The organism is Cuniculiplasma thermophilum, from assembly GCF_052315355.1.
Lineage (GTDB): Archaea > Thermoplasmatota > Thermoplasmata > Thermoplasmatales > Thermoplasmataceae > Cuniculiplasma.
Window position 1 is genome coordinate 1 of sequence record NZ_JBLSDF010000019.1, and the last position, 23,932, is coordinate 23,932.

At 41.3% G+C, this 23,932-nt stretch carries 39 protein-coding genes and 1 tRNA gene; 37 read left to right on the forward strand and 3 right to left on the reverse strand.

Annotated elements, in window-relative coordinates:
* Positions 1–356: 356 nt before the first annotated feature.
* From ACNF42_RS04495 to ACNF42_RS04665, 35 genes are all read left to right on the forward strand, one after another.
* The gene (locus ACNF42_RS04495) at positions 357–1,898 is read left to right on the forward strand and encodes an oligosaccharide flippase family protein (RefSeq protein WP_443339378.1); all 1,542 of its coding nucleotides are present in this window, start codon (positions 357–359) and stop codon (positions 1,896–1,898) included.
* 178 nt (positions 1,899–2,076) lie between these two features.
* Complete coding sequence (locus tag ACNF42_RS04500; RefSeq protein ID WP_443339379.1) at positions 2,077–2,730, forward strand: triose-phosphate isomerase; 654 nt, start codon at positions 2,077–2,079, stop codon at positions 2,728–2,730.
* 14 nt (positions 2,731–2,744) lie between these two features.
* Positions 2,745–3,407, forward strand: coding sequence for a hypothetical protein (locus ACNF42_RS04505; protein WP_443339380.1), 663 nt, complete (start codon positions 2,745–2,747; stop codon positions 3,405–3,407).
* 51 nt (positions 3,408–3,458) lie between these two features.
* Positions 3,459–3,533 (forward strand) — tRNA-Gly (locus tag ACNF42_RS04510).
* A 427-nt stretch (positions 3,534–3,960) separates the two neighbouring features.
* Positions 3,961–4,131: a hypothetical protein gene (locus ACNF42_RS04515; RefSeq protein WP_443339381.1), complete on the forward strand. Its 171-nt coding sequence runs from the start codon at positions 3,961–3,963 to the stop codon at positions 4,129–4,131.
* Between the two features lie 359 nt (positions 4,132–4,490).
* A complete protein-coding gene (gene rpl3p, locus ACNF42_RS04520; protein ID WP_443339382.1) occupies positions 4,491–5,480 on the forward strand; it encodes a 50S ribosomal protein L3 in 990 nt (329 codons plus the stop codon).
* Positions 5,481–5,482: 2 nt separating this feature from the next.
* The gene (rpl4p, locus tag ACNF42_RS04525; protein ID WP_443339384.1) at positions 5,483–6,241 is read left to right on the forward strand and encodes a 50S ribosomal protein L4; all 759 of its coding nucleotides are present in this window, start codon (positions 5,483–5,485) and stop codon (positions 6,239–6,241) included.
* Positions 6,241–6,489, forward strand: a complete 249-nt coding sequence (locus tag ACNF42_RS04530) for a 50S ribosomal protein L23 (protein WP_443339385.1) — start codon at positions 6,241–6,243, stop codon at positions 6,487–6,489. Before rpl4p ends, ACNF42_RS04530 begins: the two co-directional genes overlap by 1 nt.
* A gap of 9 nt (positions 6,490–6,498) precedes the next feature.
* Complete coding sequence (locus tag ACNF42_RS04535) at positions 6,499–7,194, forward strand: 50S ribosomal protein L2 (RefSeq protein ID WP_443339386.1); 696 nt, start codon at positions 6,499–6,501, stop codon at positions 7,192–7,194.
* Positions 7,191–7,646: a 30S ribosomal protein S19 gene (locus ACNF42_RS04540; RefSeq protein ID WP_443339387.1), complete on the forward strand. Its 456-nt coding sequence runs from the start codon at positions 7,191–7,193 to the stop codon at positions 7,644–7,646. Before ACNF42_RS04535 ends, ACNF42_RS04540 begins: the two co-directional genes overlap by 4 nt.
* Before the next feature lie 6 nt (positions 7,647–7,652).
* Positions 7,653–8,102: a 50S ribosomal protein L22 gene (locus ACNF42_RS04545; protein ID WP_443339389.1), complete on the forward strand. Its 450-nt coding sequence runs from the start codon at positions 7,653–7,655 to the stop codon at positions 8,100–8,102.
* A complete protein-coding gene (locus ACNF42_RS04550; RefSeq protein WP_443339390.1) occupies positions 8,099–8,764 on the forward strand; it encodes a 30S ribosomal protein S3 in 666 nt (221 codons plus the stop codon). The genes ACNF42_RS04545 and ACNF42_RS04550 overlap by 4 nt, the downstream gene beginning before the upstream one ends.
* Entirely contained in the window at positions 8,718–8,924 is a 207-nt protein-coding gene (rpmC, locus tag ACNF42_RS04555; protein WP_443339392.1) for a 50S ribosomal protein L29, read from the forward strand. Before ACNF42_RS04550 ends, rpmC begins: the two co-directional genes overlap by 47 nt.
* On the forward strand, positions 8,921–9,223 hold the full coding sequence (locus tag ACNF42_RS04560; RefSeq protein WP_443339393.1) for a translation initiation factor: 303 nt from the start codon (positions 8,921–8,923) through the stop codon (positions 9,221–9,223). The genes rpmC and ACNF42_RS04560 overlap by 4 nt, the downstream gene beginning before the upstream one ends.
* A complete protein-coding gene (locus tag ACNF42_RS04565; RefSeq protein WP_443339395.1) occupies positions 9,223–9,510 on the forward strand; it encodes a ribonuclease P protein component 1 in 288 nt (95 codons plus the stop codon). Before ACNF42_RS04560 ends, ACNF42_RS04565 begins: the two co-directional genes overlap by 1 nt.
* Positions 9,511–9,837, forward strand: a complete 327-nt coding sequence (locus ACNF42_RS04570) for a 30S ribosomal protein S17 (RefSeq protein WP_443339396.1) — start codon at positions 9,511–9,513, stop codon at positions 9,835–9,837.
* Positions 9,834–10,232, forward strand: a complete 399-nt coding sequence (gene rpl14p / locus ACNF42_RS04575; protein ID WP_443339397.1) for a 50S ribosomal protein L14 — start codon at positions 9,834–9,836, stop codon at positions 10,230–10,232. Before ACNF42_RS04570 ends, rpl14p begins: the two co-directional genes overlap by 4 nt.
* Positions 10,233–10,244: 12 nt before the next feature.
* A complete protein-coding gene (rplX, locus tag ACNF42_RS04580) occupies positions 10,245–10,766 on the forward strand; it encodes a 50S ribosomal protein L24 (protein ID WP_443339399.1) in 522 nt (173 codons plus the stop codon).
* Entirely contained in the window at positions 10,750–11,457 is a 708-nt protein-coding gene (locus ACNF42_RS04585; RefSeq protein WP_443339400.1) for a 30S ribosomal protein S4e, read from the forward strand. The genes rplX and ACNF42_RS04585 overlap by 17 nt, the downstream gene beginning before the upstream one ends.
* The gene (locus ACNF42_RS04590) at positions 11,457–11,978 is read left to right on the forward strand and encodes a 50S ribosomal protein L5 (protein ID WP_443339401.1); all 522 of its coding nucleotides are present in this window, start codon (positions 11,457–11,459) and stop codon (positions 11,976–11,978) included. The genes ACNF42_RS04585 and ACNF42_RS04590 overlap by 1 nt, the downstream gene beginning before the upstream one ends.
* Positions 11,978–12,139 carry a 30S ribosomal protein S14 gene (locus tag ACNF42_RS04595; protein ID WP_443339402.1) on the forward strand — a complete coding sequence of 54 codons (162 nt, stop codon included), beginning with the start codon at positions 11,978–11,980 and terminating at the stop codon, positions 12,137–12,139. The genes ACNF42_RS04590 and ACNF42_RS04595 overlap by 1 nt, the downstream gene beginning before the upstream one ends.
* Before the next feature lie 10 nt (positions 12,140–12,149).
* On the forward strand, positions 12,150–12,539 hold the full coding sequence (locus ACNF42_RS04600) for a 30S ribosomal protein S8 (protein ID WP_443339404.1): 390 nt from the start codon (positions 12,150–12,152) through the stop codon (positions 12,537–12,539).
* 9 nt (positions 12,540–12,548) lie between these two features.
* Positions 12,549–13,091: a 50S ribosomal protein L6 gene (locus ACNF42_RS04605; protein ID WP_443339405.1), complete on the forward strand. Its 543-nt coding sequence runs from the start codon at positions 12,549–12,551 to the stop codon at positions 13,089–13,091.
* Positions 13,091–13,498, forward strand: a complete 408-nt coding sequence (locus tag ACNF42_RS04610; RefSeq protein WP_443339406.1) for a 50S ribosomal protein L32e — start codon at positions 13,091–13,093, stop codon at positions 13,496–13,498. The genes ACNF42_RS04605 and ACNF42_RS04610 overlap by 1 nt, the downstream gene beginning before the upstream one ends.
* Positions 13,499–13,954 (forward strand): 50S ribosomal protein L19e, encoded by a 456-nt coding sequence (locus ACNF42_RS04615; protein ID WP_443339407.1) that lies wholly within the window; start codon positions 13,499–13,501, stop codon positions 13,952–13,954.
* Positions 13,951–14,436 carry a 50S ribosomal protein L18 gene (locus ACNF42_RS04620; protein WP_443339409.1) on the forward strand — a complete coding sequence of 162 codons (486 nt, stop codon included), beginning with the start codon at positions 13,951–13,953 and terminating at the stop codon, positions 14,434–14,436. Before ACNF42_RS04615 ends, ACNF42_RS04620 begins: the two co-directional genes overlap by 4 nt.
* A gap of 1 nt (position 14,437) precedes the next feature.
* Positions 14,438–15,100, forward strand: a complete 663-nt coding sequence (locus ACNF42_RS04625; protein ID WP_443339411.1) for a 30S ribosomal protein S5 — start codon at positions 14,438–14,440, stop codon at positions 15,098–15,100.
* Entirely contained in the window at positions 15,084–15,581 is a 498-nt protein-coding gene (locus ACNF42_RS04630; protein ID WP_443339412.1) for a 50S ribosomal protein L30, read from the forward strand. Before ACNF42_RS04625 ends, ACNF42_RS04630 begins: the two co-directional genes overlap by 17 nt.
* On the forward strand, positions 15,562–16,005 hold the full coding sequence (locus ACNF42_RS04635) for an uL15 family ribosomal protein (RefSeq protein WP_443339413.1): 444 nt from the start codon (positions 15,562–15,564) through the stop codon (positions 16,003–16,005). The genes ACNF42_RS04630 and ACNF42_RS04635 overlap by 20 nt, the downstream gene beginning before the upstream one ends.
* Entirely contained in the window at positions 15,980–17,749 is a 1,770-nt protein-coding gene (gene secY, locus ACNF42_RS04640) for a preprotein translocase subunit SecY (protein WP_443339415.1), read from the forward strand. The genes ACNF42_RS04635 and secY overlap by 26 nt, the downstream gene beginning before the upstream one ends.
* Position 17,750: 1 nt before the next feature.
* Positions 17,751–18,299, forward strand: a complete 549-nt coding sequence (locus ACNF42_RS04645) for an adenylate kinase (protein WP_443339416.1) — start codon at positions 17,751–17,753, stop codon at positions 18,297–18,299.
* Positions 18,296–18,985: a DUF106 domain-containing protein gene (locus ACNF42_RS04650; protein ID WP_443339417.1), complete on the forward strand. Its 690-nt coding sequence runs from the start codon at positions 18,296–18,298 to the stop codon at positions 18,983–18,985. The genes ACNF42_RS04645 and ACNF42_RS04650 overlap by 4 nt, the downstream gene beginning before the upstream one ends.
* Positions 18,982–19,509: a (d)CMP kinase gene (gene cmk / locus ACNF42_RS04655; protein ID WP_443339419.1), complete on the forward strand. Its 528-nt coding sequence runs from the start codon at positions 18,982–18,984 to the stop codon at positions 19,507–19,509. The genes ACNF42_RS04650 and cmk overlap by 4 nt, the downstream gene beginning before the upstream one ends.
* Positions 19,469–20,539 (forward strand): RNA-guided pseudouridylation complex pseudouridine synthase subunit Cbf5, encoded by a 1,071-nt coding sequence (locus ACNF42_RS04660; protein ID WP_443339421.1) that lies wholly within the window; start codon positions 19,469–19,471, stop codon positions 20,537–20,539. The genes cmk and ACNF42_RS04660 overlap by 41 nt, the downstream gene beginning before the upstream one ends.
* Positions 20,536–21,336 (forward strand): hypothetical protein, encoded by an 801-nt coding sequence (locus ACNF42_RS04665; RefSeq protein WP_443339423.1) that lies wholly within the window; start codon positions 20,536–20,538, stop codon positions 21,334–21,336. Before ACNF42_RS04660 ends, ACNF42_RS04665 begins: the two co-directional genes overlap by 4 nt.
* Here ACNF42_RS04665 and purF read toward each other — a convergent pair.
* From purF to ACNF42_RS04680, 3 genes are read right to left on the reverse strand one after another with little or no spacing between them, the layout of a single operon-like run.
* The gene (gene purF, locus ACNF42_RS04670) at positions 21,327–22,769 is read right to left on the reverse strand and encodes an amidophosphoribosyltransferase (RefSeq protein WP_443339424.1); all 1,443 of its coding nucleotides are present in this window, start codon (positions 22,767–22,769) and stop codon (positions 21,327–21,329) included. The two genes, ACNF42_RS04665 and purF, sit on opposite strands and share 10 nt — an antisense overlap.
* Positions 22,717–22,881 (reverse strand): 50S ribosomal protein L37e, encoded by a 165-nt coding sequence (locus ACNF42_RS04675; RefSeq protein ID WP_443339425.1) that lies wholly within the window; start codon positions 22,879–22,881, stop codon positions 22,717–22,719. Before ACNF42_RS04675 ends, purF begins: the two co-directional genes overlap by 53 nt.
* A complete protein-coding gene (locus ACNF42_RS04680; RefSeq protein ID WP_443339427.1) occupies positions 22,878–23,132 on the reverse strand; it encodes an LSM domain-containing protein in 255 nt (84 codons plus the stop codon). The genes ACNF42_RS04675 and ACNF42_RS04680 overlap by 4 nt, the downstream gene beginning before the upstream one ends.
* A 317-nt stretch (positions 23,133–23,449) precedes the next feature.
* Here ACNF42_RS04680 and ACNF42_RS04685 point away from each other — a divergent pair, with 317 nt between their 5' ends.
* Positions 23,450–23,734, forward strand: coding sequence for a 50S ribosomal protein L44e (locus ACNF42_RS04685; protein ID WP_443339428.1), 285 nt, complete (start codon positions 23,450–23,452; stop codon positions 23,732–23,734).
* Positions 23,734–23,931: a 30S ribosomal protein S27e gene (locus ACNF42_RS04690; protein WP_443339429.1), complete on the forward strand. Its 198-nt coding sequence runs from the start codon at positions 23,734–23,736 to the stop codon at positions 23,929–23,931. Before ACNF42_RS04685 ends, ACNF42_RS04690 begins: the two co-directional genes overlap by 1 nt.
* Position 23,932: the final 1 nt, after the last annotated feature.

The window sequence follows — 23,932 nt, forward strand, 5'->3', positions numbered from 1 at the left end:
ACCTGAAAAAAAGGATTCTAAGTTACATAGAAGAGACAAACAGCGAACCTGTTGTCTTCACGTGGAAATACAGGATGGATGAGATGCCAGGTGGAATAGGAGCATGATATTGCAAGTATAATTAGGAAACGCTATACTAGGATTAATCCCCGGATCTTTGTAAAAATTAACCAAAACCGCTCCCGAAAGTAGGAGTATAACAATAAGAAATATTACAGGGAGCGACTTTGGAAGGTTCATTATGTTTTTTATATTTTGTTTATTAATAAACTTTGCCTGTTCACTTACTATTTCCATCCAGAACAATTTTGGAATTCTCACAAAAATTAATTATGCGTGGAAACATCACATCGGCAATGGAGTTAGGGGCGGAAAGAGAGTACGTTGGTGTCAGTGCCATATACCAGTTTATTGGAAATGGCGTTCAACTGGTTTCCGGCTCTCTCTTCTACATATTTGCTGCCCGTATTTTTGATCAAAGCGATATGGGTGTTATCGCCCTTTTCATCGCTATAGTTGGTTTGTTTGGCATCATATTCACACTTGGACTAAACAGTGCCATAACGCATTTCATATCTTCCAATCTCAATTCAAAGATCTATTCCCCAGGTAAAACTGTATTCAGGATACTATTCATAGGTGGTTTAATTGCTGGAATAGGTGCAATTGTTCTTTATGTACTGGCACCCTATATATCAATGCTTTTCATAAAGACTCCTGGTTATACTGTCTATGTAAAATTATTGTCCTTTGTACTCTTTGGAAACATAATGTTTTCAATTCTGAACGGAGCTATTCTTGGTTTTGAGAGATTTAAAGTCTCAGCTGTAATATCTGTTGTAATCTGGGTCATCTATTACTTCGGAGCGTTGGTACTTGCCTTTCTAAGGCACTCACTCATAGCAATAATTTATGGATGGATTCTAGGTCTGATCCTTGGAATAACTGTTAGTGGTTTCTACGTTTTGGTTATTTTGGCAAGGAGCTATATGAGAAGAAGCCATAGAGTGGTTGGTAGTCGTACAATTTTTGTATATTCACTGCCGCTTCTTCTCTCATCACTTCTGAGCTATGGTGCGGGATATACTGACAGATTCGTTGTGACATATCTTATGAGTACGACCTATCTGGGCATATATAATTTCTCAATTCTCATAATGTCAGGTATAGGCTTCATATCAATTCCATTTAACAATATAACGCTACCGAAGTTTTCTGAATTCTATGGAAACAACAACAGAGAAAATATAAGAGAAAATGTAGGAGCATCCTCTCTTCTATTATACTATTTTTATGTTCCTGTTGCGTTGGGAATAGCTGCACTGGCCCCAATGGTGCTTTATTTCGTTGCAGGGCCAGGTTATGTTTCGGGTCAGTACGCTCTTATGATTCTCATGTTCATACCTGCTCTTTTCATATCACAAAATGTCCTCACTCAGGCTATTTCATCTGTCAGGAAAACCTCAATATTCATATATTCGACTCTTGCTTCTCTTATTGCCAATATTGTTGTATCTTTTTCTCTTATACCATTCATAGGCCTCATTGGGGCGGCACTTGGGCTCTCTTCAACCAGCGGAGTCACGTTTATAATCCTGAATTATCTCGGAAGAAGGGAGAATATTGTAAAATTCAATATTCGAGGTATTGGAAAGATATGGCTATCTGCAATTGTAATGTTCGCTATAATTTTCTCTCTGATGCAGATTTTTTTAAGGATTTACGGCTATAACATAATAGTGTTAGGTTTTCTGATACTTCTTGGGGCCATAATCTTCGTTGTGGTAACAAAATATATGAAAATATTCACCAGTGATCAGAGAGAGTATATTCTTGAAATGTTTCCAGAGAGCATGCATTTTCTCAAGAGACTTATATCATTTCTTGTACTGAACTGAATGTAAAAATTCATGATTTCCTTTGAAATATTAAGGCAGGAAATAATTGGCATTGATAGGATTATGAGATAATGTGATCGAAAGCATTCAGAATTTTTAGGAATGGGTATTGTTCTTTTATTTGTATCCGACATCTGGTTTCCAAATAAATCCTGAAAAGATTAACAAAGAGTATGTTATGGGCATAAGGATGTTTGAAATAATTGTTAATTTTAAAACGTACAGAGAAGGATATGGAAAGAAGGGAAGAGAGCTCTTGGAAAGGCTGAGTGCTTTGAGGAGAGAAAATTATAAAATTTACTATGCGCTTTCATTCACCGATTTGTATCTTTCAAAGGAATTTGATGGCGTGATATCACAGCATGTTGATCCTTACATCCCGGGTGCCCATACAGGTTCCATAATTATGGAACAGCTCATCGAATTTGGAATCAGGGCTTCCCTATTGAATCATTCTGAAAAGAGGGTTGATAGGAAAATTATACTGGAAACATTGAAGCTTTCGGAATCTATGGATTTCAGGATTTTTGTATGCTCTGAGAGCTTGGAAGAAACAAAGTTTCTGTGTGAAAATGGTGCCAGATATGTTGCATATGAACCCCGTGAACTCATAGGGGGTGATATTTCAGTATCAACTTCAAAACCTGATATAATAAGGGAATCTCATGACATATGTAAATCCTACGGTACAAAATTACTGGTAGGTGCAGGGGTAAAGAATTCACAGGACGTCTCCATATCAAAATCCCTTGGAGCTGAAGGGATTTTAATCTCTTCGGGTGTTATAAAATCAAAAAAACCGGAAGACTCGTTAAATTCATTAATGATATGAATATAACCAGAAAAATGGCGAAACCAAAAAACGATGCTCCTATTTTTGTGGAGCCTGAATTCAACGAAAAAACTTACATTCGAGAGGAAAGGGACAGAGCAAAGACTACCATATTTGTCTTTCTCCTCGGTATAGGATCAGGCTTGCTGGAGGGATTTCTCCAGCTAAATGGCCTTTATTATCTGTCTGCACTTCTTCTGATATTCCTTTTATACGCACTTTTCAGAATCGTGAAACTCCTTGGTCTCAGAATACCAGAGAGGAATTCCCATAAATTCTACATGATCATGGTGCTTCTTTTAACGTCTATTCTCTTCTGGTCAGTCGCCTTGAATCCACCAATATCCGTAAACACATCACCCTCACTGTCCCTTGAGATAATGGAAGGGGGAAAATACATACCTGTAGGACAGTCCAATGGTCAGTATATTCTACCAGTGAACCAGAGTGTATTGAATCTGAGGGATCAGATATATTTTGTACAAAATGTTACAGTATTGAAAATCAACATTCCTGATTCATCAGGTGCCACAATAATAAAGAATGACCATCAATACGGGAACAGTGAATATATTAACATGACAGTCCAGCCTGTGGATACTCTCATTTCCCTTTCATTCTATATGGAATCTGGTGGACGTTATTTCAATGAAACTCAGTCGATCTATTTCAGATAAAAGCGGGACCGATAAATACTCATAAATAGGAGTTAAAAATTCACCCTTAAGGCAGGTGTAGTGTAGTCTGGTCTAGCACGAGAGCCTTCCAAGCTTTCAACCCGGGTCCAAATCCCGGCACCTGCATGAATATGAAGGTCTCACTCATGCCGATTGGAATTCTATCTTTTCATTTCTCATTGCAGTGATTATTGTTAATATGAATTTCCCTGTACTGGAATCTTTTCAAAGTATGCCTGCAATTAATCCTGATAGTTGATAATGTGAATTTCATCAGTTTATTCCTTATCTTTTCACAGGTCATCTTCCTCAATTCATCTTTTTTAGAATTCATGTTCATTTTTCTAGGTCTAAACACTATAACGTTTCATTCAATTTATGACTTTATCCGTAGCTGATATTTTCACTTCAGTTTTTTTCACGAAATTCATTACACTATCCTTGAAGGATACATAATTGCATTTAGGTCATTTCATTATTCTAAGGGGTTCTAACCTGAGAAAGATCTAATATGGATGTAATATTTAATACATAAGTAAACCTATAGGTTTATTTGCAAATTAGGGTAAAACCATGTGAATACAAGATTTACGGAGATAGCCGAGAGAAAATCGAGAATAAGGCAAGAGAACACGCAGAGAGATTTCATTCCATGAATAATGTAAAATCTATGGACGATCTTGTAATAAAATCTATAGAGGAAGTCGAAGATTATAGTGATTAATTAACATTATTTTCTATTAATTCTTAATGCGGGGAATCTTCATTGAAAATATTCACTCTCAAAGTCAAAAGGTATAAAAGATTCGTTGGCCTTTTTATATATCAATGACAAAAAATGTTTAATTTATGGCATTGAGTGATTTAATATGAAACTCAAGCATTTTCCTCAAATCTTTCAAAAATTGACTTTACTATATGGCAGGGAAATTGCATTTTCAAATAAAGGTTTAAATAGGCTCGTATATTAACGTGAAGAATAAAGACCATACACCCATGGCAATGCATATGCATCCATAGGTCGTGTCTCAGAATATGTAAATTGTGAGCACGTACAGGTGTAACGGTAAAAGGTGAAATAATATGGCGACGCCGCATCACCCCAGAAGGGGTTCGTTAGGATACTATCATAGGAAGAGGAAGCCCGGTCTAAAATCTACCATACGCAGCTGGCCTGAAATCGATGGAAATCCAAAGATTCAGTCCTTTGCTGGATATAAGGTTGGAATGACTCATATCGAAATGGTGGACTACAGGAAAAACAGCACTACTGCCGGAAGGAGTATAATGGCAGCTGTTACCATACTGGAAGTTCCGCCGGCCAAAGTCATTGCCCTGAGGACATACAGAGAAACGGAGGATGGACTGAAGGTTTCATACGAGAAGTGGGCTGATAATCTGGACAAGGGAATTTACGAAGTATTACCAGAGGCAAAGAAGAGAGAGGAGAAGGCAGTTCCATCAGATATTGCTGAGGTTAGAGTTTTGTTAATGCTCAGGCCCAATCTCTTGACTGGTGTGCCAAAGAAGATACCGGATATCTTTGAGGCAAGAATTGGCGGTTCCACAATAGATGCCAGATTGAAGTATGCGCAGGAAAAGCTAGGTAAGGATATTGAGTTCTCAGATTTTTCAAAGGCCGGTAATTTTGTTGATGTTATTTCTGTTACAAAGGGAAAAGGTTTCACTGGTCACGTAGAGAGATTTGGTGTAAAACTTCTCCCGAGAAAGAACAGAAAACACAGGAGAATGATTGGTACCCTTGGACCATGGCATCCAGACTGGATCAGATGGCAGGTTCCACAGGCCGGTCAGATGGGTGCACATCAGAGAACACAGCATAATATGAGGATCATAAAATATGCAAAGTCTCAGGGAGAGGACGATATCAATGTTAAAGGCGGATTTGTCAATTACGGTCTGGTGAGGACAAATTACGTTTTGATTCACGGTTCGGTTCCAGGGTCAGTCAAGAGGCTTGTAAAATTAAGAGATCCGGCAAGACAAAAGTCACCATCGGTGGAGAATTTGCAGATTTCCTATATATCAAGAGAATCAAAGCAGGGTGATTAAAAATGAAGGCAGTTGTTTATTCAATTGACGGTGAAAGCAAGGGAGAAATAGATCTTCCCGAAGTATTTTCAAATGAAATCAGAGAGGATATTCTGAAGAAGGCTTTCAGAATCATATCACTTTCATACAGGCATCCCTACGGCTCGTCTCCAAGTGCAGGTATGAGAAGAGTGGGGCACACATCAAGGCCTGGGATGGGAATTTCTAGAATGCCCAGAGTATCAGGAAGTTCAAGGGCAGTGGAACTGGGAAGCACAAAGGGTGGAAGGAGTCCTCACTCACCCAGGTCAAGTAAGAACCTTGTTCTTCATATAAACAAGAGGGAGAAGGCAATTGCGTGGAGAAGCGCAGTTGCCATGACCGCAAACACAGATCTGGTAAGAAAGAGAGGTCATCAGTTTTCAGAGGAACTAAAGTTGCCTGTTATTGTTGAGGATAAGATCAACGAAATCGTTAAGGCGAAGGATGCCAGGCAATTCCTAGAGAATCTTGGTGTATGGGATGATATTAAACGAGCAAAGGAGAAGACAAAAATAAGGGCAGGAAGAGGAAAGATGAGAAACAGAAGATACAGAACACCGAAGAGCATTCTCATAGTTACTACAAGTCCTCTTAGCCTTAAAGCCTTCAAATCTTTGCCTGGGGTAGATATTGCCTATTCAAAAAATATTTCAATATCAAAACTCGCACCGGGTGGTCAGGGAGGAAGGCTTGTGATATATACAGAGACTTCAATAAAGGATATGGCGGGTGAGAACTGATGGATTATATTATATCTCCGGTGGCGACAGAAAAGACAATGTTAAATGGCCAGAAGGAAAACAAACTGACGTTTATTGTTAGAAAGGAGGCCAAGAAGGAGAATGTTGCCAATGAGGTTGAGGAAAAGTTTAATGTTAAGGTGACGAAGGTAAACATATTGAGAACAAAAAGGGGAAAGAAAGCCATCGTGACTCTTGACGAGGCATACAATGCAGAGGAAATTGGAGAGAGAATTGGCATATATTGAGGTGAATGAATGGGTAAACGAATAATTACGCAGAGAAGGGGAAAGGGTGGCATGGTATATCAAAGTCCAAGCCACAGACATCTGAGCCCTATGAGAATACCTGCTGATGGAATGTACAAAGTAAAGGATATTGTACATGCACCCGGCAGAAACTCCCCTGTTTTGGTCCTGAGGGATGAAAAGGGAAGGGAAACTTACCAGATAGCATTTAATGGTGCTTACGTGGATCAGAGTGTCAGAATAGGGAGGGTTGAAAATCCGAAATCTGGAGATTCAACATATCTAGGACTGATTCCTGACGGTTCTTTTGTATATAACATAGAGACCGTCCCAGGCGATGGAGGAAAACTGTGCAGAACAGCCGGTGCAGCTTCGCAGGTAATAAGTCACGGTGATCTGGTTTCAATCAAATTACCATCAGGTGCCATAAAGAATCTTAATCCCCAATGCAGAGCAACAGTTGGATATGTTGCAGGTACAGGGGCAAAGGACATTCCTGTGTTGAAGGCAGGAAGAAAGGTTCACTACATGCAGAGCAGAGCAAAGAGACCATTCTCAGTGAGGGGAGTTGCAATGAATGCAATCAACCATCCACATGGAGGAGGAAATCATCAGCATGTTGGAAGACCAAGTACAGTGGGAAGGGGTACGCCACCTGGTAGAAAGGTAGGAAGATTATCACCACAGAGGAGGAAGGTTAAATGACCACAAATAGACAGGCTTCAGCAAAATCCATACGGAGAAGATCAAGAAAGTCACAGAAAGTGGCAATGGGAAGATCGAAGGAGTTCAGGTACAAGGGATTCACCCTTGAAGAACTCCAGAAGATGGACAAGGAAAAGCTTATGGAAATTCTCCCGGCAAGAGCAAGAAGAAGTCTCAAGAGGGAAATGAGTCCAGACCAGAAAATACTCGTAAGAAGACTGGGAAAGAGTAAAAAGGAACTGAAGACCCATGTGAGGGACCTCATAATTTTACCCAGATACGTTGGAAAGATCATACAGGTACACAATGGGAACGGTTACGTTAAGTTCGAAATAAAACCTGAAATGATTGGTCACTACCTTGGGGAATTTGCCCTCACAAGAAAGGAGGTAAAGCATTCGGGTCCCGGTGTAGGTGCTACAAGATCATCAAAGTTCATGCCGTTGAAGTGATGTAAAATGAAAGGATACTCAATAGAAAATATACCAGAAAAATCTGCAAAAGCCATGAAGAAGGGTTGTAACATATCTCCTAAGGACGCAGTAAATATAGCACACAACATAAGAGGTATGGATCTGAATAAGGCCATAGATTTTCTCAACAGGGTCATAAAGAAGGAGCAGCCCGTAAGATACTTCAGGTACCTTGATTCAGTTTCCCACAGGAAGGGATCAGGTCCCGGAAGATATCCGGTTAAGGCCTGTGAGCATTTCATCCAGCTGCTGGAAAATGCACAGGCAAATGCCGAATTTAAAGGGTTGGACTCAGACAATATGAAAATAATATACATAAGCGCAGATAAGGGAATGATGCTGAAGCGTTTCATGCCAAAAGCCTACGGAAGGGCAGGGGCCAACAACAGAGATCTTGTTAATCTTTCTGTTGTAGTTGAGGAGGTGGAACAGTGAAGGAGAGAAAATTCATAAATGAAAATATTAAGAGGCTCCTGGTTACTGAATACATAAAGAGGGAGACTGATAATGCTGGATTTGGTGGCATAGAGATGAAAAGAAATCTCCTTGACACCTCCATAAGATTGGTGGTTAACAAACCTGGTCTCGTGATTGGAAGAAGAGGATCAAAGGTCCAGGAGATAGAGGAAACCCTGAAGAGAAAGTACAAGATAGAAGGTCCAAGAATAGAGGTAATGGAGGTCAAGGACCCTGATTTAAATCCTCAGATCGTCTCAAAGAAAGTGGCCATGTCCCTTGAAAAGGGATGGGCATACAGGAAGGCTGGAAATACAGCTCTAAGAAGGATCATTGAGAGCGATGCAAGAGGCGTCATGATAAAGATCGGTGGAAAAATTTCAGGAGAAAGGGCAAGAACACAGAAATTTTTCTACGGCTCGATTAAATATTCAGGTGAGCCTGCAAGATCAGGAATAGAGTACGGCTTTGCAACAGCAAAGTTAAAACTGGGTATAATAGGGGTATCTGTTAGGATACTGAATAAAAAATACAAGCTCCCGGACGATATAATAGTCAAAAAGGAGTTATTGGGGAAACAGGAGGAAGTAGATAATGGCAGAGTTGAAAGCGAGCAAATTGAGAGAAATGAGCAGAACTGAGAGGGACGACAAGCTAAAAGAGCTGAAGGAATCCCTCCTCAGGCAGAGAGCGAGCGTTGCAATGGGGGGAGCGCCTCTAAATCCTGGTCTTATAAGATCCATAAGGAGACAGATAGCTAGGATAGAAACGCTCAACCATCTGGAGGAAATAAAAAGATGAAAGATAAGAACTTTACAGGAATACCTAAGGAATTACAGCCATGGGACGGTTTTACCAGGGACACTCAGGCGGTGAAAATAACCGTAGATAAGAGGAGATACGGAAAAAACGTAACCATTATAGAAGGGATCGATCCAAAGTCGGAGAATATTGATGATATCGCAAAGACCCTCAAAAAGAAGGTTGCATCTGGAGGAACTGTAAAGGATGGTAAAACCATTGAACTTCAAGGGGACCACAGGGATTCTGTGAAGAAATATCTTGAAGAGATGGGATTCAGAACGGAGGTTGTAGGTTAATGTCTGAACTCGTCGCTGGGGAATTTCTCGGAAGAAGAATAACGGTGATGGAATCTACGAATCCCACCGTACAAAAAATGTCTGGATATGTTCTCAACGAGACAAAGAACATGTTTATAATTGACGTGAAGGGAAGGGAGATCAAGATTCCAAAATCCATATGCCGTTTTTCCATTGACATGGGCTCCGAGAAACTTGTCATCGACGGGAAATTCATATGCTACAGGCCGGAAAACAGAATTAAGGAATTGAGAAGAATCACGAAGAATATCAGGAAGGTGAAATGATTGTCCAGGAATATTGGTATAGATGTAGAGGCACCCGAAAAGGAGTGCAACGATAAAAAATGTCCATTCCACTCCAATCTAAGTGTAAGGGGAGGAATAACAAGGGTCAAGGTTGTCTCAACAGCAATGGTTAACAGCGCTGTTGTGCAGAGAGAATTCAGAAGATTTAACAAAAAGTACGAGAGATATGAGCGATCAATTGCAAGATATCACGTACATCTGCCTCAGTGCATTGATGTGAATGAGGGGGATGAAGTGCTTATTGCTGAATGCAGGAAGATTGCCAAAACAGTTTCTCATGTTATAGTCGGGAAGGTGAAGAAATGAAGGGTATAGCAGGAAGACAGAGCAGAGGTCTCCCACTTGGAGCCAGGATACCTTGTGCAGACAATAGTGGTGCAAAGGTGATCAGTCTCATAGATGTAAAGGCCTATCACGGAGTTGCAAGCAGAGTACCATCTGCTGGTGTAGGCGATCTATTTATAGCAAGCGTCAAAAAAGGTGGTCCTGAAATGAGAGCCAAGGTTGTCTATGCAGTCATTATTAGACAGAAGAGACCATTCAGAAGGGCAGACGGTTCCATTATTTCCTTTGAAGAAAATGCTGCTGTTCTTGTAACACCTGAAGGAGAGGTAAGAGGATCGGAAATTAAAGGTCCGGTAGCAAGAGAGGCTGCCGAAAGATGGCCAAGAATTGCGGCCATAGCTTCCACCATAGTGTAGGGTGAAGAGAAAATGATGAATAAGGTTAAGATAACGCTTTCCGGAGATCTCAGGAAAAAGCTTGGAATAAGGCAGTTTCCAGTTATGAAGGGTGACCTTGTGGAAGTGGTGAAGGGTAATAGAAAGGGAGAAGGCGGAAAGGTCTCTATCGTTGATCACAGACACGGAATGATCGTCATAGAGGGCATTAATATAGCCAAGGCCGATGGCAAAGAAAAGGAGTACAAAATTTCACCCGAGAAGGTTGTAATTAAAAAACTTGACCTCTCTGATGAAAAGAGGGAGGCAAGGCTCAAAGAGCTTGCAGCTGCAAAGAATGTATCACTCAGTGAGGAAGTTATAGAGGAATCAAAGGTCATTGCAGAGCCAGCAGGTGAAAACGCAGAAACCGTTGATTCACAGGACGAAGGAATTTCAGATAATCAGTCTGAAGGAACCGAAGTAAAATCAATGGAATCTGATGAATCAGAAGAAAAGGAAGAGAATGATGAGGATGATGTAGAGGAGGAGAACGAAGATGATAACAAAGAGTAAAAGACAGATGATTCCAAGAGTGGTTAAGATACCCAGGAAGGAATACTTCTGGGGTGTATCGGCAACTCCTGGAGCCCATAAGAAGGATGAATCCATACCGCTTCTCCATCTGCTGAGAGACTATCTGAAACTGGGTGACAAGGAGAGAGAAATATCCAGAATACTCACCAATGGACTTGTTTCTGTAGATGGAAAGGTCGTTAAGCAGAAGAGATTTGCAGTAGGTTTTATGGACATTGTTTCCATTCCCTCCATCAAGAAAAATTACAGAATTGTATATGATAAGCTCGGAAGGCTTGTTCCGGTTGAGGAGAATGAAGAAACATCAAAGATAAAACCAAGAAAGCTTGTGAACAAATTAACTGTCAGGGGTGGAAAGACAATGCTTGTTTTCCACGATGGAGTGAATAAATTATCAGATATCCAAATTGAAACCGGAGATGTGGCAGTATTCAATCTGGAAAAGAAGGACATTGAGAATGTAATTCGTCTAAAGGAAGGAGCAAAAGTATTTCTTACAGGAGGAAACCACGTGGGGACAATTTCCACAGTGAAGAGCGTTGAGGTAAGCAAATCTTCCAGGGCAAACTTAGTGGAGATGGAAGAAGAGTTTGCAACAGTGGAAGATTATGTATTCCCTGTGGGAACCCTGAAAATTAACTTTGCAAATGTTGCCGGAGGTAAGGCCTGATGGAAAAGGAAAATCAGATGCATGAAATAACCATTGACAAGGTTGTTGTCAATATAGGTGTGGGACAGGCTGGAGAAAGACTCAATAAAGCAGTAAAGGTTATAGAGATGCTTACACACCACAAACCTGTATTAACAGTTTCAAAAAGAACAGTCAGGGAATTCAATACAAGAAAAGGTCTAACAATCGGTGCCAAGGTTACACTAAGAAAGGACGATGCCGTCTCATTCCTCAAAGAGGCGCTCTATGCAAGAGAATTTAAGTTCCCAACCTATTCCATAGACAGGCAGGGGAATGCATACTTTGGTATTGCCGATTATACAGATTTCAAGGGCATGAAGTATGATCCAGAGATTGGAATCTTTGGAATGGATATAGCGGTTGTTCTGAAGAGAAAAGGCGGCTACAGAAATTCCAAGAGGAAGATCAGAAAGCAGGCTCTTTCAAAGAAGTTACTGATAACTAAGGAAGAAACTTTAGAATTTCTGAAGAAAAACTTCCAGATTCAGGAGGTGAACTGATGTCAAATTTAATTTTGAGGCCTAAGAAGAACTTTGGCAGGACTGAAGGATGCGTGAGATGCGGAAGAAAGAGGGGAATGGTCAGAAGATATGGTATTAGAATGTGCAGACAGTGCTTCAGGGATACCGCTCCTGCCATAGGATTCAAAAAATATAGCTGAGGTGTAAAAGATGAGACATGATCCTTTAAACGATATAATAAATTCCATAAAGAACGCCTCTTCCATAGGGCAGAGGGAGATAGTAATTGGGCCGGCTGCCAGAATGATAGGAAGGGTTCTGAAGGTTATGCAGGACTACAACTATCTCAAAAGCTTCGAGGTAATAGAGGATGGTAAGGGCGGTAAGTTCAAGATCAGCCTTAACACCACCATCAACAACTGCGGTATAATAAAGCCAAGATATTCCGTGAAGAAGGTAAATCTGGACAGATTTGAATCCAGGTATCTGCCAGCTCAGGATTTCGGTATACTTATAGTGACAACCACGAAGGGTATAATGAGCCATGTTGAGGCCAGGAAGCTTGGGCTTGGAGGAAAATTACTGGCTTACATTTACTGAGGTGTGGAAATGATAAAATGGGAATCAAGAGAAGTTGTAAATATTCCTTCTGACGTGAAAGTTAGGGAGGAATCAGGAAAATGGACATTCAAGGGAAAGCTTGGTGAGGTATCCAGAGTTTTCCTTGATAATTACGTCAGAGTGAAAATGGAAAATAACAGGATAACAATAGAGTCTTCGAAGAGTAACAGGTACACCAATGGTATCGTGGGTACATGGAAGTCAGAAATACTCAACTGCATTGAAGGTACAACGAAAGGTTTCACCTATACAATGAAGGTTGACTACACACATTTTCCAACAAGAGTGTCCGTTAAAAACGGGAAGGTAGTGATTGAAAATTTCCTGGGGGAAAGGAGTCAGAGAGAGGCACTTATTGTGGGCAGCACAAAGGTGTCAATTAAGGGCGACAGGATAACATTAACTGGAATTGACAAGAGGGAACTTGGAGAAACATCTTCAAACATCGAGCGCTCCACAAAGATAAGAGGCTTTGATCTAAGAATATTCCAGGATGGTATATTCCCAATAGAGACGGAGGAGAGCGAATAATGAATAATATAAAGCCCATCCTTGACAAAAATACAAAGAGATTGTTAAAAATTAAGAACAGGCAGGCAAGAAAGAGGGTTGAATTCAGAAGACAGGAATGGTTCAGGTATAAGAAATTTGGAGAGGAGTGGAGAAAGCCAAGGGGTAAGCACTCCAAACTGAGAGAACATCTTAGCAGAAGACCACCTGTGGTTGATGCTGGATACAGGGGACCTACCGCTGTAAGGGGCTTACACCCTTCCGGTTTCAGGGAAGTTCTTGTTCACAATATGAAGGAGCTTGAACAACTTGACAAAAATATACAGGCCTGCAGAATTGCCTCAACTATCGGTAGAAAAAAGAGAGTTCAGATTGAAGAGAAGGCAGAGGAGCTTGGAATAAGGGTCCTTAACAGGAGTGTGGACTAAATGAGGCTAGACACAGCAAAGAGAATTGCATCAGATGAATTTAAGGCAGGGGAATCAAGGGTATGGATAGATACTAACAGTATCAGTCTTATACAGGAAGCAGCAACAAGAGAGGATATCAGGGATCTCATACAGAAGCACGTTATTCAGTTGAAGCAGAAAAAGGGAAATTCCAATGCAAGATTCAAAAAGAGGTTGAAACAGCTGGCCAAGGAGAGAAGAAGAGGCCCAGGTTCTGTGAGAGGTACAAGAAATGCAAGATTTCCAAAGAAGAGAAGATGGATTAAGACCATAAGGGCTCTGAGAGATGAATTGAGGACTCTCAAATCAGAGGGAAAGATTGATCCAAAAACCTACAGAAAGTATTACAGAATAATCAAGGGAGGAACAATAAAATCTCGTGCACAGCTTAGATCGCAGTTAAAAATTGCAGGTGTACTGGGTGAGGAGAAATGAAAACGCCAACAATATTAAAGAGAAAGAAGGCAGGTGTGACAGATTACAGGAAGAGACTGGCACTTCTTAAGTCTGAATCACCAAGGCTTGTGGTTCGTCCCTCCAGAAAGGGGATTGTTAGCCAGCTGGTGGAATATGAACCAGTTGGTGACAGGGTAATGGCAACAGTAACAGATGTCAATCTCAGGAAGGAGATTGGAATATCTGGAAACAACACACAGATAGCATATCTTTCAGGTTATATGCTGGGTCTCAAGGCAACAGAACTGGGAGTTGAGTATGCCATACTCGATCCAGGTAGATATAACATAACGAGAGGTGGCAGAATAGCCGCTGTTCTGAAGGGTTTCAAGGATGCGGGCGTGGATGTGCCAAGTTCTGAAGAGATATTTCCATCTGAGGATAGAATAGAGGGAAAGCATCTCAAGAATCCCCTGAATATAGAAGATATGAAGAAAAAATTACAGGAAAAGGTGAAGTAAAATGGAAGATGAAAAATGGATACCCAGAACTGAGCTTGGTAGAATGGTCGCTTCTGGTCAGATAAAATCCATGTCCGAGGCACTGGCAACAAAGCTTCCTCTCAGGGAATATCAGATAGTTGACATTCTGATGCCGGACCTGAAGGATGAGATAATTTACATAGAAAGGGCTCAGAGAATGACAGATTCTGGAAGAAGAATGAATTATTCAATAACGGCCGTTGTGGGCAATGAGGACGGTTTTGTAGGTCTTGGTAGAGGTAAGGCTAAGGAAGCAGCCCCAGCCATAAGAAAGGCTATAAATAATGCAAAATTGAATCTCATAGAGATAAGAAGGGGATGTGGTTCATGGGAATGCGGTTGCGGAAGGGCACACACATTTCCATTCACAGTAACGGGTCACGTTGGATCTGTGTCTGTGAGACTGAAGCCATCGCCGCAGGGTGTCGGAAGGGCAACAGGGGATGTTGCCAAGACAATATTGAGAATGGCCGGTATTGAAGATGCTTGGGGATTTGCAAAGGGACACACAAAGACCACTGTAAATTATGCTGAGGCAACATTTGCAGCCCTGAAGCAGACCATAGAGATAAGAATCAATCCTGCGATTCAGCTGAGTACGCCAATATATACGGGGAGTGTTTCAAATGCTGGCAGTCATTAGAATCAGGGGGAGAACAGGAATAAGGGCGCAGGCAGAGAAAACTGTTGCCTTATTGAGATTGCACAGAATAAATCATATGGTTGTAATTCCAGAATCCGATACAACAAAGGGAATGCTTCAGATTGCAAAGGACTATGTTACCTGGGGAGAGATAAATAAGGAGACCCTGGTGGAGGTCCTCAAGGAGAGGGCACTTCTTTCGGGAAGAAAAAAACTAACAGAGGAGTACATAAAGGAGAACCTTTCTCTGGAAGGTTATGAAGGTCTTGCAGATGCCCTTATTTCAGGTAAGATAAAGTACGGGGATATACCAAATATTGTACCTCTGTTCAGATTACATCCACCCATTGGCGGCCTTGAATATATAAGAAAGTCAGTGGGAGAGGGTGGAACTGCCGGATACAGGGGAGAGGATATAAATAAACTTATTAGAAGGATGCTTGTTCCGAAGGTGAAGATGGATGGTAAGAACGAAAACTAAAAAACAGAGAGGAGGCCATTACGGCAGAGGAATGAAGGCCGGAAGAGGAAAAGGTAAGAGGGGAGGTTCCGGCATGTCTGGACTTGGAAAGCACAGGTCTGTATGGATGCTTAAGTATGACCGGGAGCACTTTGGGACACACGGCTTCAAAAGTCACAAAATGAGCAACATAGAAATTCCAATAACTCTAAGAGAGCTGACGGAATCAATAGAAGTATTCAGAAACAAGGGTTATGTCACAGAATCAGAGGGTACAACAGTTATTGATCTCAAATCAGCTGGATATACAAAACTTCTTTCATCGGGGGAATTCAAGGTAAAATCTAAAATAATAGTACCAAAGGCAACCGAAAGATGCATAAATAAGCTTAGCACTTTAGGGATATCGGTAGAATCAGATGACGAAGGAAATTCAGAGGAATAAAGCAACAGCAGTACCTGTTGTCATTATTTTTTTAATGACAGTTGCAGGTTTCTGGTATTTCAGTAAGCTGCCTCTCTTACAGGTACTCATAGCGGCGCTTATAATGTCGCCATTATTTGGCATTACATATTTGGTTGTCAGTTACGCAGGTCCCAAGAAATCCAAACTGTATGGTCTGGAAAATCTGACGGCAAAGCTTCCTGCGGTGAAAAAGGCAAAGGGGCACGTTCAGTTCAAGTACAAGTTGATGTGGACCTTTGTGGTTGTGGTTCTTTATTTTGCCTTAACCAATGTGTATATTTACGGACTGAATACCGCAAACTCAATAGATGTATTTGCATCCTTCAGGGCTATATTTGCAGGTGCTGAAGGTTCCCTGATGGATCTTGGAATAGGTCCAATTGTTACTGCAAGTATAGTTATGCAGTTATTTGCCGGTGCCAAGATATTTAATATCGATCTCACAAATTCCGAAGATAAGGCCATATACCAGGGTGTTCAGAAACTGATGGTCATTCTTATGATATTTGTGGAGGCAATCCCACAGGCCTTCGGTTATCTTGTCCCCGATGCTGGACTGGTATCTGGTCTTAACGCTCTCGCGCCCGGTTATGGTAATTTCCTCGCAAGTTCAATCATCGTTATCCAGTTATTCTTTGGATCATATCTTGTGTTCCTCATGGATGAACTTGTTTCCAAGTACGGTATAGGTTCCGGTATTTCACTCTTCATTGCTGCTGGTGTATCACAGCAATTGTTCACTGGAGCCTTTAACTGGGCACCACAGAATCTAAGTCTTCCCCTATCCCTATCAAACCCACCTGCCGGTACAATTCCTGATATATTCTATACCATAATTAATGGTGGGGCATCCTATCTTCAGTCAGCTTCCGGTATTCCCAGACTTCTCTTTGGTGAGCCAAACCCCATAATAGCACTTCTTGGAACACTTCTGATATTCTTTATAGTGGCATATTTCCAGAGCAGTAAGGTCGAATTACCCATTGCCCACGAGAGAGTAAGGGGAGCAAGGGGAAGATATCCACTGCAGTTATTCTATGCATCAAACATACCGGTTATCCTTGCAACCGCACTTCTTGCTAACGTATCCATGTGGACCCTTCTCTTTTGGAGCAGCCCTGCCCTCAGTAAGATTCCAATTCTTGGACACAATCCCTATCTGGGTTCATATCTTACGCCTGCGGCAGCTAAGGCACTTAACATATCTTCCACCACACCAACAGGAGGCTTAGCATTCTACCTTTACACTCCAAACGGTTTGGCTAACTGGTTGTTCCCAATATTCCAGCCACAGATCTACGGAACAACAGTTCTCTTTGGTCACACACCAATGGAAGAGATACTTCACGTTATCATATTCCTTGGATTTCTAACAGGAGCAAGTATACTGTTCGCCAAATTCTGGATTGAAACAACCAATATGGGTCCAAACGCGGTTGCGAAGCAGATAATATCATCGGGAATGCAGATTCCAGGATTCAGGAGGGACCCAAAAATACTGGAAAGAGTCCTGAAGAAGTATATTCCTGTGATAACCATATTCAGTGGAGCAGCAGTGGGACTGTTGGCTGCAGCAGCAGATCTTATAGGAACTGTGGGAAACACATCAGGAACAGGCTTACTTCTTGCTGTGGGTATAGTCATACAGTTCTATGAAGCAGTAGGAAGAGAGCAGATAATGGAAATGCACCCACTGATCAGACAGTTCTTCGTGGAGGGATAAAATGAGAGTAGTTATTGCTGGTGTGGCAGGTGTTGGAAAATCAACAGTCCTGAAGCACCTGGAAAAAAGCACCAGCTACGATATTATAAATTACGGTACATTGATGTTCGAAATGGCAAAGGACATTAAGCTTGTGGAATCAAGAGATGAGATAAGAAAACTCAGTGTCGATACACAGATCAATCTCCAGAAAAAGGCCGCCTCCACTATTGGTCAGATGGAGGATGTAGTAATTGATACTCATATGGCCATAAGGGGAAATCAAGGCTTCCTTCCTGGTCTTCCCGAATGGGTTATAAGGGAACTCAAGGTAGCCGCATTTTTCTTATTGGAGGCAAGCCCTGAGGAGATCAAGAAGAGGCGTGATAATGATCCTACCAGAAAGAGGGACGAAGAAACCGTCGATGATATACGTCTTCACCAGGAGATAAACAGGATGTATGCTGTGTCATATTCTGTTTATACAGGAGCAACTGTCAGTTTCATAAACAATGGTGAGGGAAAGCCTGAAGATGCATCCAATGAAATAGTTAAGAGGTTGTCAAGATGACGGAGCAGGATAGAAGACTTGAACAGCTTCAAAGACAGAAGGAAATGACAAAATCCCTGTATAAATTTCAGGGTCTTTACTTTCTGATATTCATTTTCAGTATAGTGGTAATATATGTGATTCCAGTAAGAGATGCCATCGGGAGCGCATTTCAATTCGTTTTAGGTCCATTAATAGGGTTTGGCTATAAGTATCCTGTTCTGACAATAAGTCTTTCAGGAATTATAACCGGACTGGTCAGCGGTATACCCAGATATTTCTTCACAGACTGGGTTAAGATAGGGAGGGCCCAGACAAGACAGAGAGCCTTCAGTCAGGCCCTTTCCAAGGCTTATCGGGAAAATGACAGAGACAAGGTCAACAAACTTAACAAGATGAGACAGGATATGATGCTTGAACAGCAGGCAACCCAGATGGCCAGTACAACACCACTTATATTTCTGTCAATGTTTACGCTTCTCATATTTGTGTGGCTCTACTACTTTCTCTCCAACCTTAAATTCTCCTATGTATCATTTCCATGGGCATCCAATGTAAATCTTAACGCAATAATCGGATTCTTTCCAAGCTGGATCATAATATCCTTCATATCAAACATGGTCGTTGGTTACTTTATAACTATGGTGATAAAATATGTGGATTTCTCCTATAAGATAAGAAAGGAGGAGGAAGAAAGTCCGGCATGAAAATTACTGTTAGTGGCCACATAGGAAGTGGTAAATCGACAGTATCTAATTTTTTAAGTCAGCTTACTGGTTTCAAGGTATATTCTGGAGGTTATTTTTTCCGTAAATTGGCAGAGAACATGGGTTTAACCATTGAGGAGTTTAATAAATTTGCTGAAACTGATGATTCCATGGATTTTCGTCTCAACAGGGAGATAGAGAAATTCCTGAGGGAGAATGATAATATAATTGTTGAATCAAGGCTCTGCGGATGGATTGCATATTCTGCCGGCATTTCGGCCTTCAAAGTTTTTCTTGACGCCCCACTTGAGGAGAGGGTTAGGAGGGTTACTCAAAGAGAATCCTCAGAAGACGTAAGGAAGCGTGTTTTGGAGAGAGAACATTCAGAGAATCTCCGTTTCAAGAAGTACTTCAATTTCGATATGGATGATAAAAGCATATATGATGCTGTAATAGATACCACAGAAGGAGGAGCGGAATACGTTGCAAAAAAAATCTACGATTACATCTTTCCCCATGCCTGAAGAAGGGTGCTTCATATGCATAGACAAACCGAAGGGGCCAACGAGTCATCAGGTGGACCACTGGGTAAGGGAAATAACAGGTGTTGAAAAGGTAGGTCATGTTGGTACTCTTGATCCACAGGCCACAGGTCTGCTTGTAATGGCCATGGGTAAGGCATTAAAGCTAGTGGAGATCGCACATGAGCAACCCAAAGAATATATTGCCACCATGAAACTTCACAGTGAGGTTGATGAGGGCAGGATAAGGGAAATTTTCAATCTTTTTCAGGACGAAATATTTCAGTTACCTCCAATTAAGAGTGCGGTTGCCAGAAGGGTAAGACCTAAGAAGATTTACGAACTGGAAATTCTTGAAATTGATGGCAGGGACATTCTTTTCAGGGTTAAGTGTGAATCAGGAACTTATGTTAGGACACTGTGTCTTGATATGGGATATCTATTGGGTACAAGGGCTAACATGACCGATCTGAGAAGAATAAGCACCATTCCCTTCACTGAAAAGAATTGCATCACCCTTCAGCAGCTGAGCGACTATATGATCCTTGCAGGTGAAGGTAAGGATAAGCCATTGCGGGAATCCATATTCGCCGCATCATACCTTTTTTCACCTTACCCAAAGGTTATTGTTAAGGATTCGGCCCTGAAGACAATATCTCATGGCTCAGATCTCTATCCGGGTGGCTTAAAGGCAATAATCGGTAATCCACTAGCAGGGGATAGAGTTGGAGTATTCTCGGAGAGCGGAAAACTTGTTGGTACCGGAAAGATGCTCCTATCATATAATCAGATTATGGAGACAAAAATAGTGGATTTCGATAGAATCATGATCGAACCTGAGGGGAGTACAGATTCAGAAGTTAAAAAGGAAAAGAAGATGGAAGTGCATAAATTCAGTGGCAATGACAGGAATAAAAAAAATAATATTCCTCGGGATTCCATGAAAGGATCTGAGGAGAGAAATCATGGAGATCAGAGATTCAGATCAGAGAGGGCAAGGAGACCACCCTATAAGGGGCGTGACCGAAGATGAGTTCCACTCATAAATACGATAAATGGTACGGTAAGGAAATTAATGGGCGATTTGAGTGGTACGAGGGTTTGGAAAGCAATCCAGTGGAAGTATTTCAGGATCTGTTCAAGGGTAATGATGTTCCGACAACAGAGATAAAACCTGAAAAAATGCCAGATCTCAGAGAATCCATCATAGCATTCGGACATTCTCAATTAAGAAAGTCGCTGGGTGAAGACTGGAAGCTGGTAAAGATCATCAATGTTTATCTCTCCATGGATGAACTTATAAATACACTGTATGAAAAATCCCTGGCCCTTTCACTCATAACGGGGAATCACGGCAGCAAGGAACAGTTTTTCCGTGACCTGATGGAACAGGATGAAGAGGGCATGGTTAAGATTGGGACCCTTGGGATGAATATGTCTCAGAAGAAGAACGAACTCTGGAGTGACATTGAAAGCAGAATCATTCAAATTTTACCGGGCTCATCATATCTTGCAGGAACAGAGACGGTTGCAGAACTTCTGGCCCATTTTGGTAATCTGGAAAGACTTGCCATGAGCAGATCATCTTCCATTCAGATGGCAGGAGCAGAGAAGTCTCTCTTTATAAGTAAAATAAAGAAGGTTAAAAATCCAAAGTACGGCTTAATATACAAATCTCCTCTGGTTTCATCTGCAACTCCATCAACAAGGGGAAAGGTGGCAAGGAAACTGGCTGGAAAACTTGCCATATGTCTCCGTGCAGATTTTTCCGGCAATCCAATCCGGAAGGAAGAAATAGACAAAATGAAGGAAAAAATTGTTCAGGCCTGATCCAGCGTTGTTTGTCCCACTTCCATTTCCCCGCTCACTTTGAGAGGATATTTTGCAGTAAGACAACCCAGACAAAGTTCCCTTTCTGTCATTCCAATACTTTTCATGAGTCCATTGATGGAAAGATAAGCCACAGAATCGGCACCGACCAGGGAGGACACCTCCTCAGGGGTTTTATTCAGGGCTATGAACTGGTCCCTTGTTTTCATGTCTATGCCAAAATAACAGGGAGCGATTATGGGTGGAGAACCTATTCTTACGTGAACTTCTTTGGCCCCTGCATTTCTCAAAATACCAACAATTCTCTTCATTGTTGTGCCCCTTACAATGCTATCGTCAACAAGAATTATCCTCTTGTCCTTTATCACACTCTTGATTGGATTTAATTTTATTTTTATGGCCACATCCCTGTTTGCCTCTCCTGGCATTATGAACGTTCTCTCCGAATATCTGTTTTTAAAAAGCCCTTCGCTGTATTCAATTCCTGATTGCTGGGAATATCCAAGGGCCTGAGTTCTCCCTGAATCAGGTACCGGGATTACAATATCTGCCTCAACAGGAAATTCCTTTGCAAGTTCCATGCCCATTTTTAATCTGCTCTCGTAAACTTCCCTTCTGTCCATAACACTATCCGGCCTTGCGAAATAAACCCATTCAAACATACAGTGCGCAAGTCTGGGTGATGGGACTCGTATTATACTGTTGTAAGTTCCGTCAGAAAATTCCAAAACCTCTCCCGGATCTACATCCCTTATGATGGTTCCTCCAAGTACTTCTATGGCTGAGCTTTCAGAGGCAACCACGTAGTCATTACCTACTTTTCCCAAAATCAATGGCCTGAATCCCATGGGATCTCTCATGGCAAACATCTTTCCCTGTATGAGAAGAATTGCAGAGTAAGACCCCTTCAGGATATCCATGGCACTCCTTATGCCTGATTTTGTTCCCCTGAGTTTAATCTCCCTTGCAATGATATTTAACATAACCTCCGTATCTGTCTTGGTAAGGAATGGAACGCCTTTTTCCTTTAACTCCTCACGAAGTTCGTTGTGGTTTACTATCTCACCATTATGAGCAAGAGCCATATCACCATTGGCAGTTGATATTAAAAATGGACCGGCCCCTGTGAGATTCTTCTGTCCAGCAGTTGAATATCTATTATGACCTATACCAACGTTTCCATGGGGGACCTGATTTGCTTCTATATAGGGCTTGAATCCTTCAAAAACGTATCCATCGACCTTTAAAAGATTAACCCTTCTACCATCAAAAACAGCAACACCGGAAGCCTCCTGACCCCTGTGCTGCAACGTTCTCAGTGAGACATAAAGTTTATCAAAAGAATCTGACGTGCCGTAGTATCCAACTACAGCACAATTCTCACTTGGTTTTAGCCCAGTTATAGGATCGGAGCTTTGGGGCTGGGAAGCCACAGTGAGCGCACCTCTTCTCTCTTACGTGGTAAGAGTGATGTCCACATCTTCTGCATCTAATGTGAACCTTCTTGTTGTTCATCTTTCCCATTACTGCTGTTCCATTACTCATTGTTCATCACCTTTTGACGGGGACACATATATTACATTGTCTCCTCTTACAAGTATCCTGTTATGGAAACTCTTAACCTCACCATTTATTATTTCACTGGCGTTTCTCAAGACCAGGTTCATGTATACGTCATTGCCTTCAAGGATACCTGAATACCCTCTGTTTCCTTTAACGTCCACAAGAACATTTTTCTCTGCTGAGTTTCTTAAAACGTCCAGCGGTTTATTTCCTGTATCTGGATTTTTTGGCATACTGATTGAAGGCTTATTGAACTGGCATATAAAAAAATATCTAAAGAAATATGGGTTCTTCATTTTCATTGCAGCAATAAAAATGAAATCTCAAAGAATGTTATATGGGAATGAAAGGTTCATAGTTATATTTCCAACTATGGCACATATTCAGGTAATCAATAGGGAACACAATTATAGATCTCTGGAAGGTACCGTGATGAAAGGAATGAATTTGTAATTAAGAACAAAAGGGATTCATTTCTAAATAAATACTTATATGGATAAGGAATACTGGTAAAATCAACACTTAAGTTTGATATTTAAGGGTGAACGTAGTGAAAATGCCAAAAAATATTAAAATGTACTGCAAATTCTGCAAGGAGCACACGAACCACGAGGTCGAAAGAGTAAGGAAGAGAAAGGCAAGCGAACTCAGGGCAGGTCAGAGGAGATTCAGAAGAGTAACCTCAGGTTTTGGAGGTTTCCCCAGGCCTAAATTTGAAGGGAGAGAGAAACCAACAAAGAGGGTAAGCATAAGGTACAGGTGTCTAAAATGCAAGAAGGCAACGACCAGCCCAACACAGAGAGCAAAGAAATTTGAAATAGTTGAGGTGAGATAATGGGAGAGAAGGAGATGAAAAAGCTCAAGGGAAAAGCCAACAAATTTATCAAAATCAAGTGCCCTGAATGTGGAAACGAGCAGATCACCTTCACAAGGGCGTCAAGTAAGGTTAGCTGCCATATTTGCGGAGCTGAAATTATCAAACCTACCGGTGGACTCATAAAGACCTCTGGAGAAATTGTGGAAGAATACTGAT